This window comes from Pseudomonas sp. Z1-14, assembly GCF_051132005.1.
Lineage (GTDB): Bacteria > Pseudomonadota > Gammaproteobacteria > Pseudomonadales > Pseudomonadaceae > Aquipseudomonas.
In genome coordinates this window covers 341,513-356,122 of the sequence record NZ_CP071646.1, presented here as the reverse complement: position 1 = coordinate 356,122, position 14,610 = coordinate 341,513, and the positions used below count along the sequence as shown (strand labels likewise).

Annotated in this window: 13 protein-coding genes, 1 pseudogene and 1 riboswitch; of the genes and pseudogenes, 9 read left to right on the top strand and 5 right to left on the bottom strand. The window is 62.0% G+C overall.

The window, feature by feature from the left end; translation table 11 throughout:
- The first annotated feature begins 228 nt into the window (after positions 1 to 228).
- Together J3P89_RS01730 and metK are read left to right on the top strand one after the other, a co-directional pair.
- Positions 229 to 1,224, top strand: coding sequence for an ArsR/SmtB family transcription factor (locus tag J3P89_RS01730; protein ID WP_434560372.1), 996 nt, complete (start codon positions 229 to 231; stop codon positions 1,222 to 1,224).
- A gap of 19 nt (positions 1,225 to 1,243) precedes the next feature.
- A complete protein-coding gene (metK, locus tag J3P89_RS01725; protein ID WP_030137860.1) occupies positions 1,244 to 2,434 on the top strand; it encodes a methionine adenosyltransferase in 1,191 nt (396 codons plus the stop codon).
- 130 nt (positions 2,435 to 2,564) lie between these two features.
- On the opposite strand, the gene J3P89_RS01720 is transcribed toward metK, so the two are convergent.
- On the bottom strand, positions 2,565 to 3,185 hold the full coding sequence (locus J3P89_RS01720; protein ID WP_434696554.1) for a LysE family translocator: 621 nt from the start codon (positions 3,183 to 3,185) through the stop codon (positions 2,565 to 2,567).
- Positions 3,186 to 3,391: 206 nt separating this feature from the next.
- Between J3P89_RS01720 and ligB the strand changes: the two genes are divergently transcribed.
- Positions 3,392 to 5,062: an NAD-dependent DNA ligase LigB gene (ligB, locus tag J3P89_RS01715; RefSeq protein WP_434696553.1), complete on the top strand. Its 1,671-nt coding sequence runs from the start codon at positions 3,392 to 3,394 to the stop codon at positions 5,060 to 5,062.
- 89 nt (positions 5,063 to 5,151) lie between these two features.
- Positions 5,152 to 5,547 carry a DUF1090 domain-containing protein gene (locus J3P89_RS01710; RefSeq protein ID WP_434655035.1) on the top strand — a complete coding sequence of 132 codons (396 nt, stop codon included), beginning with the start codon at positions 5,152 to 5,154 and terminating at the stop codon, positions 5,545 to 5,547.
- A gap of 15 nt (positions 5,548 to 5,562) precedes the next feature.
- Here J3P89_RS01710 and J3P89_RS01705 read toward each other — a convergent pair whose 3' ends face one another.
- On the bottom strand, positions 5,563 to 6,012 hold the full coding sequence (locus J3P89_RS01705) for a c-type cytochrome (RefSeq protein WP_434560364.1): 450 nt from the start codon (positions 6,010 to 6,012) through the stop codon (positions 5,563 to 5,565).
- A 122-nt stretch (positions 6,013 to 6,134) separates the two neighbouring features.
- Between J3P89_RS01705 and mltA the strand changes: the two genes are divergently transcribed.
- Entirely contained in the window at positions 6,135 to 7,322 is a 1,188-nt protein-coding gene (gene mltA / locus J3P89_RS01700; RefSeq protein ID WP_434696552.1) for a murein transglycosylase A, read from the top strand.
- A 132-nt stretch (positions 7,323 to 7,454) separates the two neighbouring features.
- Here mltA and J3P89_RS01695 read toward each other — a convergent pair whose 3' ends face one another.
- Positions 7,455 to 7,838: an MAPEG family protein gene (locus J3P89_RS01695; protein WP_249877090.1), complete on the bottom strand. Its 384-nt coding sequence runs from the start codon at positions 7,836 to 7,838 to the stop codon at positions 7,455 to 7,457.
- A gap of 285 nt (positions 7,839 to 8,123) precedes the next feature.
- On the opposite strand from J3P89_RS01695, the gene J3P89_RS01690 reads away from it, so the two are divergent.
- Complete coding sequence (locus tag J3P89_RS01690; RefSeq protein WP_434696551.1) at positions 8,124 to 9,293, top strand: MFS transporter; 1,170 nt, start codon at positions 8,124 to 8,126, stop codon at positions 9,291 to 9,293.
- On the opposite strand, the gene J3P89_RS01685 is transcribed toward J3P89_RS01690, so the two are convergent.
- Positions 9,244 to 10,128 carry a formate/nitrite transporter family protein gene (locus J3P89_RS01685; RefSeq protein WP_434696550.1) on the bottom strand — a complete coding sequence of 295 codons (885 nt, stop codon included), beginning with the start codon at positions 10,126 to 10,128 and terminating at the stop codon, positions 9,244 to 9,246. The two genes, J3P89_RS01690 and J3P89_RS01685, sit on opposite strands and share 50 nt — an antisense overlap.
- Positions 10,129 to 10,315: 187 nt before the next feature.
- Positions 10,316 to 10,717 (bottom strand): acyl-CoA thioesterase, encoded by a 402-nt coding sequence (locus J3P89_RS01680; RefSeq protein ID WP_030137870.1) that lies wholly within the window; start codon positions 10,715 to 10,717, stop codon positions 10,316 to 10,318.
- A gap of 189 nt (positions 10,718 to 10,906) precedes the next feature.
- Positions 10,907 to 11,013, top strand: a riboswitch (S-adenosyl-L-homocysteine riboswitch).
- Positions 11,014 to 11,036: 23 nt separating this feature from the next.
- Between J3P89_RS01680 and ahcY the strand changes: the two genes are divergently transcribed.
- The 3 genes and pseudogenes from ahcY to J3P89_RS01665 form a co-directional block, all read left to right on the top strand.
- Positions 11,037 to 12,446 carry an adenosylhomocysteinase gene (gene ahcY, locus J3P89_RS01675; protein WP_305498222.1) on the top strand — a complete coding sequence of 470 codons (1,410 nt, stop codon included), beginning with the start codon at positions 11,037 to 11,039 and terminating at the stop codon, positions 12,444 to 12,446.
- Positions 12,447 to 12,614: 168 nt separating this feature from the next.
- Complete coding sequence (gene metF, locus J3P89_RS01670) at positions 12,615 to 13,460, top strand: methylenetetrahydrofolate reductase [NAD(P)H] (RefSeq protein ID WP_434696549.1); 846 nt, start codon at positions 12,615 to 12,617, stop codon at positions 13,458 to 13,460.
- Positions 13,461 to 13,594: 134 nt separating this feature from the next.
- Positions 13,595 to 14,406, top strand: a pseudogene (locus J3P89_RS01665) (substrate-binding periplasmic protein); the annotation flags it as partial.
- Positions 14,407 to 14,610 lie beyond the last annotated feature (204 nt).

Genomic DNA, 14,610 nt, shown 5'->3' with positions numbered 1-14,610 from the left:
GAAACTGAAAAAGGCGAGCATTTTCCCTCACCCACCCGCCTCGGGGCAATCAGATACTCGTCCAAAGGCGATATTTGCGCCGGATAAAGCCGCATCGGTCAGGTGAAACCTTTCCGCTGTTGCTGGGTAGAGTCAAGCTGCTGCTGGGAAGTGCCATTTATCGAGCAATATCAAAACTTTTTGATATTGACCTTGCGATGCGCCAGACCCGTCACTAGACTGCCGCCCATGAATTTACGCGTGCCTTCCATTCGCCATGACGATTGCGATGAGCTGGCGGCCCTTTGCAAGGCCGGCGGCGATCCGCTGCGGCTCAATGTATTGCGCGCCCTGGCCAACGACTCGTTCGGCGTTCTGGAACTGGCGCAGATCTTCGGCATCGGCCAGTCCGGCATGAGCCACCATTTGAAGGTGCTGGCCCAGGCCGACCTGGTGGCGACGCGCCGTGAAGGCAACGCGATTTTCTACCGCCGCGCCCTGCCCCACACCGAACTGCTGGGCGGCAAGCTGCACGCAGCGCTGCTTGAAGAGGTGGACGAACTGGACTTGCCGCTGGACGTGCAAGCCCGCATCGCCCAGGTACACGGGCAACGAGCCGCCGCCAGCCAGGACTTTTTCGCCCGGGTGGCGGAGAAATTTCGCGCCCAGCAGGACCTGATCGCAGGACTGCCGCAATACCGTGACAGCGTCGTGGCGCTGCTGGACAAGCTGAGCTTCGAGCCCACCGCCACAGCGATGGAAGTCGGCCCCGGCGACGGTGCATTCCTGCCGGAACTGGCGCGGCGCTTCAGCCAGGTGACCGCGCTGGACAACAGCCCGGCGATGCTCGAACTGGCCCGCCAGGTGTGCGAACGTGAGTCCCTGGCTAATGTCCGCCTGCAACTGGCCGACGCGCTGAACGGCGTGAGCCTGCAGGCCGACTGTGTTGTATTGAACATGGTGCTTCACCATTTTGCCGCGCCGGCCGATGCACTCAAGCACATGGCCAACCTGCTGCAACCGGGCGGTAGCCTGTTGGTGACAGAGTTATGCAGCCACAACCAGAGTTGGGCCAAGGAGGCCTGCGGTGATCTCTGGCTGGGGTTTGAACAGGACGATCTGGCCCGTTGGGCCACCGCTGCGGGCCTCGTGCCCGGGGAAAGCCTCTATGTAGGCTTACGTAATGGTTTCCAGATCCAGGTCCGCCATTTTCAGCGGCCGGCTGGCGACACTCACCATCGGTAACTTGTAGGAAAACATCGAGATGAGCGAATACTCCCTTTTCACCTCCGAGTCCGTGTCTGAAGGGCATCCGGACAAAATCGCCGACCAGATTTCTGATGCGGTGCTGGACGCCATCATTGCTGAAGACAAGTTCGCCCGCGTGGCGTGCGAGACTCTGGTGAAAACGGGCGTGGCGATCATCGCCGGCGAAGTCACCACCTCGGCCTGGGTCGACCTGGAGCAGATCGTTCGCGACGTGATCCTGGGCATCGGCTACAACAGCTCCGACGTCGGCTTCGATGGCGCGACCTGCGGCGTGATGAACATCATCGGCAAGCAGTCCCCGGACATCAACCAGGGCGTTGACCGCGCCAAGCCGGAAGATCAGGGCGCTGGCGACCAGGGCCTGATGTTCGGCTACGCCAGCAACGAAACCGACGTACTGATGCCGGCACCGATCACCTTTTCGCACCAGCTGGTCCAGCGCCAGGCTGAAGCGCGCAAATCCGGCCTGCTGCCTTGGCTGCGCCCGGACGCCAAGTCCCAGGTGACCTGCCGTTACGAAGGTGGCAAGGTGGTTGGCATCGACGCCGTCGTGCTGTCGACCCAGCACAACCCGGAAGTGTCCTACAAAGACCTGCGCGAAGGCGTGATGGAGCTGATCGTCAAGCACGTGCTGCCTGCCGAACTGCTGTCCAAGGACACCCAGTTCCACATCAACCCGACCGGCCAGTTCATCATCGGCGGCCCGGTAGGCGACTGCGGCCTGACCGGTCGCAAGATCATCGTCGACAGCTACGGCGGCATGGCCCGTCATGGCGGCGGCGCGTTCTCCGGCAAGGACCCGTCCAAGGTTGACCGTTCGGCCGCCTACGCCGGTCGTTATGTGGCCAAGAACATCGTTGCCGCCGGCCTGGCCGAGCGCTGCGAGATCCAGGTGTCCTACGCCATCGGCGTCGCCCAGCCTACGTCGATTTCGCTGAACACCTTCGGCACCGGCAAGATTGGCGATGACAAGATCATCCAATTGGTCCGTGAAGTGTTCGACCTGCGTCCGTACGCGATCACCACCATGCTTGATCTGCTGCACCCGATGTACCAGGACACCGCAGCCTACGGCCACTTCGGCCGCACGCCGCAGACCAAGACGGTGGGTGACGATACCTTCACCACCTTCACCTGGGAAAAAACCGACCGCGCCGACGCCCTGCGCGCCGCTGCCGGCCTGTAATACCCCACGGCTGTGAAAAGCCCCTGGCGACTCGGTCGCCAGGGGCTTTTTTACGCCTTCGTGGCGAGGGAGCTTGCTCCCGCTGGGGTGCGAAGCGCCCTCCTTCAAACCTCAGAATGTATGAAGCTGTTCAAGTCCGCCGCGCCACCAACAAAAACGAAGCCGCGCTCGCCAGTAACCCCGCGCACATCCGGTTGAACAACCGCCTACCACTCGGCCGGGCGAACAGCCGCCGGGCATAAATACCCATGTAGCAATACAAGCCAATGGCAACGCATTCCAATGCCAGGAACAGCCCGCCCAGCACCGCGAACTGCTGGGTGACGGTGCCCGCCCGGTCAACGAACTGTGGCAGGAAAGCGGTAAAAAGCAGGATTGCCTTCGGATTGCCGATCGCCACGAGGAATTCCTGGCGCGCCAGGCTGGCCATGCTCATCGAACTGGCCTCTGCCTCGCCGGCGGCTTCAGGTTGCGCACGCCACAACTGCACAGCGAGATAAAAAAGATAACCGGCACCGACGAGCTTGATGCCCAGGAACAACAGCTCCGAGGTGTGCAGCACCGCCGTCAGCCCCACCGCCGCCAGGGCAATCATGATCGCAAACGCCAGCAGGCGGCCGATGCCACCGCTGCAGGCGCGAACGAAACCATAGCGCGAGGCGTTGCTGATCGATAGTAGGTTGTTCGGGCCCGGCGCCATGTTCAGCGCAAAGCAGGCCGGGATAAAGACCGCGAGCGTGGTCAGGTCCATCGGTTGCACTCCTGGCAGAGCGGATCGAGTGTCCATTCTGCACCGCTCACCGACGTGTTCAAGGCACAGTTGCCCGAGCAAATCACTGCCGACTGTACCGCCACAGCTGCGCCATCGCGCTTGGCAAAACCCGGTAACGCACTGGACCTCGCGCCTTTTGCAACACTGACTAGCCTTCCAGTACTTCACCTGGCAAGGATGCTTCGATGCTGTCGTTATTGCGCGCACTTGTATGCTTTTTACTGGCCATGCCCGTCATCGCGGCCCCCTGCCCGAGCGGGCCAACCGAACGCGCCCAGGCACAGGTCGACGTCCTCCAGCAACAGATTGACGCATGGGACGACGCCTATCACCGCCTCGGCCACTCTTTGGTGGCCGATGAGCTTTACGATCAGTCCCGGGCGCAACTGGAACATTGGCGCAACTGCCTTGGCCTCGAGTCGCCGGGCACGCCCTTGCGCTCCGCTGGCGGGAAAGTCCCCCACCCGATCGCTCATACCGGCCTGGATAAACTCAAGGACGCCGATGCCGTGCGCAGCTGGTTGAACGGTCGCGACGACGTCTGGGCCCAGCCGAAAGTCGATGGCGTAGCGGTTACCCTGGTTTATCGCGGTGGACGCCTGCACCGGGCGATCAGCCGCGGCGATGGCCTCCAGGGACATGACTGGACCAACACTGCACGAAAGATCCGCGACATCCCTCAACGGTTGCGCGAACCTGCGGACCTGCTCGTCCAGGGGGAGCTCTACTGGCGGCTCGACAATCACGTACAGGCCGTCAGCGGCAGCCTTAACGCTCGATCAATCGTGGCGGGACTGATGGCCCGCAAGGACCTGAGCGCGGAACAAGCGTCTGGCATCGGTCTGTTCGTGTGGGAGTGGCCGGAAGGGCCGGCGACCCTGCCTGAACGGATTGCCGCGCTGAACGAACTGGGTTTCGCCAATGCGACCGCTTATAGCCAGCCCATCCAGGCATTGGCCGATGCGCAACACTGGCGCAACCACTGGTACCGCACGCCGCTGCCGTTCGCCAGCGACGGGGTCGTCTTGCGCCAGAGTCGACGCCCGCCCGCCGACCGCTGGCAAGCCCGGGCGCCCTCGTGGAGCGTGGCCTGGAAATACCCACACGCCCAGGCGCTGGCCGAGGTGCGGGATGTGCGTTTCAAGATCGGCCGCACCGGGCGTATTACGCCGGTGCTGGAGCTTGCGCCGGTGATGCTCGACGACCGCCAGATTCGCCGGGTAAGCGTCAGCTCACTCAAGCGCTGGGAAGGCATGGATATCCGCCCCGGCGACCAGGTCGCCATCAGCCTGGCCGGGTTGACCATTCCGCGGCTCGACAGTGTCGTGCTGCGCAGTGTCGAGCGCCGGAGCCTCGACATCCCCGCCGCTGCCGATCATCACTTCTTGAGCTGCTGGCAACCGACGCCTGGCTGTGAAAGCCAGTTCCTCGCGCGCCTGAACTGGCTCAGTGGCAAGCACGGGCTCGCCCTGCCCCATGTTGGCCCCGGCACCTGGGAGCAACTGCTGGCCGCCGGCCAGCTGGACGGATTGCTGGATTGGTTGACCCTTGATGCCGCCGAGCTTGCTAACATTGCCGGTTTCGGCGAACGCAACAGCGCCCGTCTGCTCGCCAGCCTGGACAGCGCCCGGCAGCGCCCCTTCCGTCAATGGCTCAAGGCGCTTGGCGTACCGCCCACCGGAGGGGCAAGGCTCGAGGAGCGCTGGGAGGTCCTGGCTGAACGCGACACTGAACAATGGCAAGCCGAAACGGGTATCGGGCCGGGACGCGCCGCGCAACTGAGCGCTTTTTTTCGCGACCCGCAGGTACTGGCCTTGAGTGAAACATTACGCACCGCAGGGGTCGATGGCTTCTAGTCCGGCCCGTGCGGTTGAACCCAAGAGACGGGAGGCGCTCCAACTGCGCATCTGTCCCGACCGCTCGTGAGTTTTTATACGGAGTTGCTATGAATTTCCTGTACCCCGTTGCCCTGCTGGCCTTATGCGGTGCCATGGCCGCCCCCTTGATGGCGGATGAACAGAGCCCGGAACTGACCGGTTGTGCAGCCAAGCGCCAAGGCATCATCAACCAGATCGAACTGGCCAAGTCCCGAGGCAATCAGGACCAGCAGGCCGGGCTGGAAACAGCCCTGGCCGAAGTCACCACCCACTGCACCGATGCTTCCCTGCGCAAGGAGCGTGAAAACAAGGTGCTGGAGGCCAAGCATGAAGTCAGTCGCCGTCAGGCCGATTTGGAAAAGGCCATGAAAAAAGGCGATGCGGAGAAAATCAACAAGCGCAAGGACAAGCTGGCGGCGTCCCGCAAGGAGCTGCAGGAAGCGGTGGACGAGTTGGATAAATAAGCACCGGGCTGGATTTCAATAGTCCCGGAATTCCTTATGACAGGCACTGCACGCATCTTCGACCTTCTGCACCGCCGGCCCCAGGTTACTGGCCCGGTAGGGCTGGACCCGACTGGCGGTCACCAACTCGGCGGTGGCCGCTTCGAGACTGCGGGCCAGTTCCTGGAAACGCGCCTGCTTCTGCCAGACTTCGTCCCGGGCACTGGTGTGATCCTGCTCGCGCACCTGCGGAAAATGTTTCCACGGCTCATGGGAAAGTTGATCCAGTTGCACCGCGCCTTCGGCGAAACGCGCGCCATCGAACGGAACACGACCACGCAACATGCCACCCAACTCTTCGTTGGTCTTGAGCATCTGCTTGAAAATCGTCTTGCGCTGGCCCAATGGTGAGTTGGGATCGACGCCACCACAGGCGGACAACATCAGGCAGGCCAGCACTGCCATGGAAAATCGTCTTACAAACATTTTGGCCTCTGGACAGAAAACGACCGCTAGTATCCCCGGGTCGTCGGAAAACACCAATGGCCCTATCAACAATACGGGTGCCAGGCGCATGTCAGCGCTTGGATGACCGCAAAGGAAATATCATGAACAGCCGCTTCAAGTCCTGGCGCACGGGCCTGGCGTTGACCTTACCGCTGATTGCACTGCTGGCCGGTTGCAACCGCGGCGAAAAGGTCGAGGAGCCCCAGACTCATGCCCTCGCCACCTACGTCAGCGCGCCTTGGGAGGCACTTCCGTCGGTAGCCGATGAAGACCTGCTGGCCGGCTTCGGTGCCTGGCGCAGCGCCTGCACCCGCCTCAAGGCCGATGCCGCCTGGGGGCCGACCTGCGCGGCTGCGGCCAATGTGCCATCAACCGCCGCGGGCGTACGCAGCTTCATGAAACAGAACCTCGACGTCTATGGCCTGCGCTCCGGCGACAACAGCCCCAACGGCTTGATTACCGGTTACTACGAGCCGGTCTATCCCGGCAGCCTCACCCAGACCGCGAAGGCGAACATCCCGGTCTACGGTGTGCCTGAAGACATGATCGTCGTGGCGCTGGACAGCCTTTACCCGGAGCTCAAGGGCAAGCGTCTGCGCGGGCGTCTCGAAGGCCGCGTGCTGAAACCCTACGACGATGCCAGCACCATCGAAGCCAACGGCGTGAAAGCGCCGGTCATCGCCTGGCTGACCGACCCGATGAACCTGCAATTTCTGCAGATCCAGGGTTCGGGACGCATCCGGCTCGATGATGGCCGTCAGTTGCGCATCGGTTATGCCGACCAGAATGGCCACCCCTACCGGCCCATCGGCCGCTGGCTGGTGGAACAGGGCGAGCTGAAAAAAGAAGACGTGACCATGGGCACCATCAGTGCCTGGGCCAAGGCCCATCCGGAGCGGATCCCCGAGTTGCTGGGCAGCAACCCCAGCTATGTGTTTTTCAACCGCAACCCCGACAGCAACGAGGGCCCGCGAGGCTCGCTGAATGTACCGCTCACCGCCGGCTACAGCGTGGCGGTGGATCGCAAGGTGATTCCGCTGGGCAGCCTGCTGTGGCTGTCGACGACGCGCCCCGATGGCAGCACCCTGAACCGTCCCGTCGCCGCCCAGGACACGGGGGGCGCGATCTCTGGTGAAGTGCGAGCGGATCTGTTCTGGGGCACCGGGGACGCGGCCGGGCAACTGGCCGGGGACATGAAACAGCAAGGTCAGATCTGGATGTTGTGGCCCAAGGGCATGGCGCTGCCGCAAGTGCCACAGGTGGCGAATGCGGTCAGCGCCAATCCTTGAGGAATGAGCTGACAGTGCAATCCCTTCGCGAGCAGGCTCGCTCCCACGGATCCGGATTCACTGAGATCCATTGTGGGAGCGAGCCTGCTCGCGAAGAGGCCCGCACAAATATCAAATATTCAACAAACAGCCTCAGACCGAAACAAAGAAGAAACTCAGTACCAACCCTACCCCCACGAACCACACCAGCGAACGCAGGATCGCCCAGTCCGCCAGGTAGCAAATGATGTAGAGCAGGCGACTGGTGATGAACAGCACCGCCAGCACATTGATGGTGACCAGTTCGGCATTGCCGGCCAGGTGCGCGACGATCACGGCGGCGGCAAAAAACGGGGCGATTTCAAAGCTGTTCAATTGCGCGGCGTAGGCACGGCGGGGAGCGCCTTCGAGCGAGTCGAGAAAATCCCGGGGGTCGTGGTTATCTTGCAATCTGTATCTGCCGCCGGCCTTGGCGATGCCGATACACAGGTAAGGCAGGATAAAAGCAATCAAAACGCACCACAGGGCTACCGTCATACCGCATTTCCTTATTGAGTTTTATCGAGAATCGAGCGTCAAGCACCGCCAGAGCTTCATCACAGCATGCCAGCCCGCAGGCTAAGAGTCGCGGCCGGCCGAAAGGTTCTTTCAGCTAGCGCATGCCGAAAAGCACCACCACCGTTATACTGCACCCGACCACGCCGCACTCAGTTGCGCATAGATCAATTCCAATAATTCTGCTGCTGCCCGTTCACTCGAACCAAGGCCTCGGCATGCGTATGCCTGATCAGAGCGTCAAGACTACAGACAGAGACCTTGCGCATGCCACTCGCCTTGCTTGCTTTGGCCGTCGCCGCTTTCGGCATCGGCACGACTGAATTCGTCATCATGGGGCTGTTGCCCGATGTCGCCCGTGACTTGGGCGTGAGCATCCCCCAGGCCGGGCTGCTGATCACCGGCTATGCCTTGGGGGTGGTATTCGGCGCGCCGATCCTGGCGATCGGCACCGCGAACATGCCGCGCAAGGCCACGCTGCTGGGCATGACGCTGATGTTCATTCTCGGCAACGTGCTCTGCGCCCTCGCGCCGAACTACGTCACGCTGATGGCTGCCCGAGTCATCACCGCGCTCTGTCACGGGGCCTTTTTTGGCATCGGGTCGGTGGTGGCCGCCGGGCTGGTAGCACCGAACAAACGGGCCCAGGCGATTGCAATGATGTTCACCGGCCTGACCCTGGCAAATGTGCTGGGCGTGCCGCTGGGTACGGCCTTGGGCCAATACGCCGGCTGGCGATCGACGTTCTGGGCGGTAGCGGTCATCGGAATCATCGCTGCCGTCGCGCAATGGGTGTGGCTGCCCAAGGAAATTCCCATGGACAAGGCCAACCTCGCCAGTGAGTTCAAGGTGCTGGGCAAGGCCAATGTGCTGCTGGCGCTGGGCATGAGTGTGCTGGCCTCGACCAGCCTGTTCAGCGTCTTCACCTACATCGCGCCGATCCTGCAGGACATCACTGGCGTGAGTCCCCACGGCATCACCGTCATGCTGTTGTTATTCGGCGTCGGCCTGACGGCGGGGAGTTTCCTGGGCGGACGCCTGGCTGACCGGCGCCTGCTGCCATCCCTGGTGGGAATGGCGCTGGCCGTGGTGCTGGTGCTCGCCGCGTTCAGCCAGACCAGCCAATCAGTGATTCCTGCGGCGATCACCCTGGTGTTGTGGGGCGTCTTTGCCTTCGCCCTGTGCCCGATCCTGCAATTGCTGATCATCGACCAGGCCCACGAAGCCCCCAACCTGGGCTCGACCCTGAACCAGAGCGCCTTCAACCTCGGCAACGCGGCCGGGGCCTGGATCGGCGGCCTGGTGGTCGCCAGCGGCGCCGACCTCGCCGATTTGCCTTGGACCGGCGCCCTGGTCGGCGGGCTTACCGTACTGACCGCGCTTTACTTCATTTATCGACAACGTCACGTCGGCGCTGCGGCAGACCTTGCCGACTGAGGGGCGTATTAGTTTCGCTGCGCACCTGGGCGTGGCTGATCAGCGCAAAGATGAAGCTGCCGCCGATGATGTTTCCCGCCAGGGTCGGCGCGGCGAACACCATCCAGAAATCCTCCCACGACAGCTGCCCGGCAAACACCAGGTAAGACACCTCGGCCGATCCCACGACGATGTGGGTGAAATCCCCGAGCGCCATGAGGTAGGTGATGAGGACAATGATCCACATCTTGGCGTTCTCCATGGAGGGGATCATCCACACCATGGTTGCGATCATCCAGCCGGAAATGATCCCCTTGGCGAACATCTGGCCGGTGTCGTTCTCCATGACCTTGCGGCCAATCTCCAGGAAGGCCAGGTCGGTGCGCCGGTCAAAGATCGGCAGGTGCAGCATCACATAGGCCACCAGCAAGGTGCCGCACAGGTTGCCCACCAGCACCACGCCCCATAACCGGAACAACCGGCCGAAATTGCCCAGCGTGGGTTTGCTCATGATCGGCAACACGGCTGTCAGGGTGTTTTCGGTGAACAACTGCTGCCGCGCGAGGATCACTGCCAGGAAGCCGGCGCAGTAGCCAAAACTGGCGATGACCTTGAAGCCTTCGTGGTCCGGCAACCGAGAATTGAGCAGCCCCATCGCCATCAGCGACAAGCCCATCGTCAAACCGGCCGCCAGGGCCGACCACCAGAGGGCGGCGACACTGCGCTCCAGCTCCTGATCACCCTGGGTGCGAATGATTTCATGCAATACCGCCGCCCGTGGCGGCTGGTTGCGGTCGACCTCGTGCTGCTCCTCTGCCGAGAGGTCAGGGGTCTTGCCGTCTTTGTGGGTGTCCATACAGCTCCTGAACCGGTGGCGTGATGTACCTACGACACGCGGCGCTCGGAGCTGTTCAGTGGTGCCAGGAAATGACCGGCGCCGGTAATCCCGCCTTCGCGAGCAGGCTCGCTCCCACAGAGGATCCGGCGGTGGGGACTAATCCAATGTGGGAGCGAGCCTGCTCGCGAAGAACACTACGCCGACCCTATTCGACGGTATCGTCCTTGAACTGATCCTTGACGTACTTGATCTCGGTCCGGCCATGGGGCGCGGGCAAGCCGTCTTCACCGAGGTTGACGAAAACCATCTTTTCCACCGTCAGGATGCTCTTGCGAGTGATCTTGTTGCGCACCTCGCAGGTCAGGGTGATGGATGTGCGGCCGAACTCGGTGGCGGTGATGCCCAGTTCGATGATGTCGCCCTGGCGCGAGGCGCTGACAAAGTTGATTTCGGAGATGTATTTGGTGACCACACGCTGGTTACCGAGCTGGACGATGGCATAGATCGCCGCTTCTTCGTCGATCCAGCGCAGCAGGCTGCCACCGAACAGCGTGCCGTTGGGGTTGAGGTCTTCGGGCTTGACCCATTTGCGGGTGTGGAAATTCATGTTCACTCCTGAGCGTCTGGCCGATGAATGCCGGCATCATGGCAGACCCGGCGGGCTGGCTCTACGTCGCCGCCCCTATGATGATCATCGGCATTTTTGATTTGCCGACAGAAACCCTTTGGAAGATCCGCTTAGCCCGTTATAATCGCCCCCGTTTCATCGGCCCACGCTTTGGGTCGTTCCCGCCACCTGTCCGAGGGGCGCTGCAGCAGGCTCGACCTGTCAGGCTCGGATGGGGCGTTGCTGATACGGGGTTCCCCGCACTGGCACTAAACGCACAACGGCGCCCATTCGCATACATTACGAATGGAGGCTCTTCATGAGCGCTGTTATCACGCCTGCAGCTTTTACCGACTACAAAGTCGCCGACATGTCCCTGGCTGCCTGGGGCCGTCGCGAAATCATCATCGCCGAATCCGAAATGCCAGCCCTGATGGGCCTGCGCCGCAAATACTCTGGCGAACAGCCATTGAAGGGCGCAAAAATCCTCGGCTGCATCCACATGACCATCCAGACCGCCGTGCTGATCGAAACCCTGGTTGCCCTGGGTGCCGAAGTGCGCTGGTCGTCCTGCAACATTTTCTCGACCCAGGATCAGGCCGCTGCAGCTATCGCCGCTGCCGGCATCCCGGTTTTCGCCTGGAAAGGCGAGACCGAGCAAGAGTATGAGTGGTGCCTGGAGCAGACCATCCTCAAGGATGGCCAGCCATGGGACACCAACATGATTCTTGACGACGGCGGTGACCTGACCGAGCTGCTGCACAAGAAATACCCGGCCGTGCTGGACAAGGTCCACGGCGTGACCGAAGAAACCACCACCGGCGTCCACCGCCTGCTGGACATGCTGGCCAAGGGCGAGCTGAAGATCCCGGCCATCAACGTCAACGACTCGGTGACCAAGAGCAAGAACGACAACAAGTACGGCTGCCGTCACAGCCTCAACGACGCCATCAAGCGCGGCACCGACCACTTGCTGTCCGGCAAGCAGGCGCTGGTGATCGGCTACGGTGACGTGGGCAAGGGTTCGGCCCAGTCCCTGCGTCAGGAAGGCATGATCGTCAAGGTATCCGAAGTCGACCCGATCTGCGCCATGCAGGCCTGCATGGACGGTTTCGAACTGGTTTCGCCGTTCATCGACGGCAACAACGACGGCACCGAAGCCAGCGTCGACAAGGCACTGCTGGGCAAGATCGACCTGATCGTGACCACCACCGGCAACGTCAACGTCTGCGACGCCAACATGCTCAAGGCCCTGAAGAAGCGCGCCGTGGTCTGCAACATCGGTCACTTCGACAATGAAATCGACACCGCTTTCATGCGCAAGAACTGGGCATGGGAAGAAGTGAAGCCACAGGTGCACAAAGTTCACCGCACCGGTACCGGCAGCTTCGACCCGCAGAACGATGACTACCTGATCCTGCTGGCCGAAGGCCGCCTGGTGAACCTGGGCAACGCCACCGGTCACCCAAGCCGCATCATGGACGGTTCGTTCGCCAACCAGGTCCTGGCGCAGATCTTCCTGTTCGGCCAGAAATACGCCGACCTGCCACCGGCGCAGAAAGCCGAGCGCCTGACCGTGGAAGTATTGCCGAAGAAACTCGACGAAGAAGTGGCCCTGGAAATGGTCCGCGGTTTCGGCGGCGTGGTCACCAAGCTGACCAAGCAACAGGCTGACTACATCGGCGTGACCGTCGAAGGCCCGTTCAAGCCGCACGCCTATCGCTACTGATCGGCGCGGCTCCCCTGCGGGAGCCGGCTCCTTTGTGGGAGCGAGCCTGCTCGCGATGCAGACACCTCGGTCCAGCTGCCAGACCGAGGCGATGCCAATCGCGAGCAAGGTCGCTCCCACAAAGAGCCCGAGCGCCTCACCGGCCTACAAGTTTCCAAGGATATGACCATGTCCCAAGAACGTCGCTACAGCTTCGAGTTCTTCCCGACGAAGACCGATGCTGGGCATGAAAAACTGATTGCCACTGCCCGACAGCTGGCAGGCTACAACCCCGATTTTTTCTCCTGCACCTACGGCGCCGGCGGTTCGACCCGTGACCGCACGATGAATACCGTGCTGCAGCTTGAAAGCGAAGTCAAAGTCCCGGCCGCTCCGCACCTGTCCTGCGTGGGCGATAGCAAGGATGACCTGCGCAGCCTGCTGACCCAGTACAAGGCCGCCGGCATCAAGCGTATCGTCGCCCTGCGCGGTGACCTGCCCTCGGGCATGGGCATGGCCAGCGGTGAACTGCGCCACGCCAACGAGCTCGTCGAGTTCATCCGCCAGGAGACCGGTGAGCACTTTCATATTGAAATCGCCGCGTATCCGGAGATGCATCCGCAAGCACGCAATTTCGAAGACGACCTGAGCAATTTCGTGCGCAAGGCCAACGCCGGCGCCAACAGCGCGATTACCCAGTATTTCTTCAACGCCGACAGCTACTTCTACTTCGTCGAGCGTGTGCGCAAGTTGGGTGTCGACATTCCGGTGGTACCGGGCATCATGCCGATCACCAACTACAGCAAACTGGCGCGTTTTTCCGACGCCTGCGGCGCGGAAATCCCGCGCTGGATCCGCAAGCAACTGGAAGCCTACGGCGATGACACGGCCAGCATCCAACGCTTCGGCGAGGAGGTCATCACGCACATGTGTGAACGACTGTTGCAAGGTGGCGCGCCGGGCCTGCACTTCTACACGTTGAACCAGGCCGAGCCGAGCCTCGCTGTGTGGAACAACCTCAAGCTGCCGCGCTAGGCACTGAAGTGCCGGTACGCAAAGGCCCTGGTGAAAACCCGGGCCTTTTTCATGCGCCTTGCAGGCAAAGGGCAACCAACCCGCGAGCCAGAGCGCTCTAGCTATTTGATGAGCTCTCATCGTAACCTCAGACAATGCCCGTCTTTGCCCAACTCCTGACCGTCCTGTTACTCCTGTGCCTGAGCGTTTGCGCCCGGGCCGAGAAGCTGCGCATCGTCACCGAACCCTGGGCGCCCTACGTCTATGAGGAGAACGGCAGGGCCCTGGGCCTGGACTATGAAACCACCGCCATCGTGTTCAAGCGCCTGGGCGTTGATGTCGAATGGCAGTTCCTGCCTTGGAAGCGTTGCCTGGCGATGCTGGAACAGGGGCTGGCAGACGGTGCACTGGATATCTTTCGCAGCGAGGAGCGCGACTCCCTGCTGCTCTACCCGAGCGAACCACTGTCGGACGTCGAGTTCGTGATGTTCTACGCCAACGCCCGGCCCCATCCGTTTCGCACGCTCGATGAGCTCGAAGGACTGACCGTCGGCACGTCTCCGGGTTATCTGTACAGCCAGGCGTTCAGGGAATCGACCCGGTTCAAGCGGGAAACCGCGCCCACCCATGAAGCCAATTTCGGCAAGTTGCAGTTGGGCCGGATCGACCTGCTCATCACCGACCGCCGAGTGGGCCGGCATGTGCTCAAGGCGCTGCAAATGGATGACCAGATCAGCGAAAATCCCACGGTCGTGAGCCGTCAAAGCCAATACCTGGCGGTACGGCGCAGCGCCGGCATGGATTTGCTGGTGCAGCGCTTCGGTGCTGAACTCAAGCGTTTCAAGCGCGAACCGGCCTATGCCGAGCTGAGCGCCCGCTATGGTGCCGACCCGGCCGGCAAGGCGGCACCGCAAGACCCGGTACCCCACTGAAATACACCGTTGAGCAGCAGGAAAGCGGCGCGCGGCGATTGCTCTGTTATACTCGGGCCTTCCCGCCAGGCTCACGCCCGGACGCCCGGTCTTGCAAAAGGCATCCCGACACCGCTACAGCGCAGCTTCCAGCCCGCGCGAGCCCTGTCCGGACCCGTCTTCCAGACCCGGCAGGACCGGACGGGATGACGTCTTCCAATGACCGTCATTTGCGCCAGGCAAGACTATCCCATTGGGCC

Coding starts and splice junctions, on each gene's coding strand:
- J3P89_RS01710 (WP_434655035.1), top strand. CDS start 5,152: ATGAATTTCCTGTACCCCGTTGCCCTGCTGGCCTTATGCGGTGCCATG.
- J3P89_RS01685 (WP_434696550.1), bottom strand. CDS start 10,128: ATGGACACCCACAAAGACGGCAAGACCCCTGACCTCTCGGCAGAGGAG.
- J3P89_RS01720 (WP_434696554.1), bottom strand. CDS start 3,185: ATGGACCTGACCACGCTCGCGGTCTTTATCCCGGCCTGCTTTGCGCTG.
- J3P89_RS01705 (WP_434560364.1), bottom strand. CDS start 6,012: ATGTTTGTAAGACGATTTTCCATGGCAGTGCTGGCCTGCCTGATGTTG.
- mltA (WP_434696552.1), top strand. CDS start 6,135: ATGAACAGCCGCTTCAAGTCCTGGCGCACGGGCCTGGCGTTGACCTTA.
- ahcY (WP_305498222.1), top strand. CDS start 11,037: ATGAGCGCTGTTATCACGCCTGCAGCTTTTACCGACTACAAAGTCGCC.
- metF (WP_434696549.1), top strand. CDS start 12,615: ATGTCCCAAGAACGTCGCTACAGCTTCGAGTTCTTCCCGACGAAGACC.
- J3P89_RS01690 (WP_434696551.1), top strand. CDS start 8,124: ATGCCACTCGCCTTGCTTGCTTTGGCCGTCGCCGCTTTCGGCATCGGC.
- J3P89_RS01680 (WP_030137870.1), bottom strand. CDS start 10,717: ATGAATTTCCACACCCGCAAATGGGTCAAGCCCGAAGACCTCAACCCC.
- metK (WP_030137860.1), top strand. CDS start 1,244: ATGAGCGAATACTCCCTTTTCACCTCCGAGTCCGTGTCTGAAGGGCAT.
- J3P89_RS01730 (WP_434560372.1), top strand. CDS start 229: ATGAATTTACGCGTGCCTTCCATTCGCCATGACGATTGCGATGAGCTG.
- ligB (WP_434696553.1), top strand. CDS start 3,392: ATGCTGTCGTTATTGCGCGCACTTGTATGCTTTTTACTGGCCATGCCC.
- J3P89_RS01695 (WP_249877090.1), bottom strand. CDS start 7,838: ATGACGGTAGCCCTGTGGTGCGTTTTGATTGCTTTTATCCTGCCTTAC.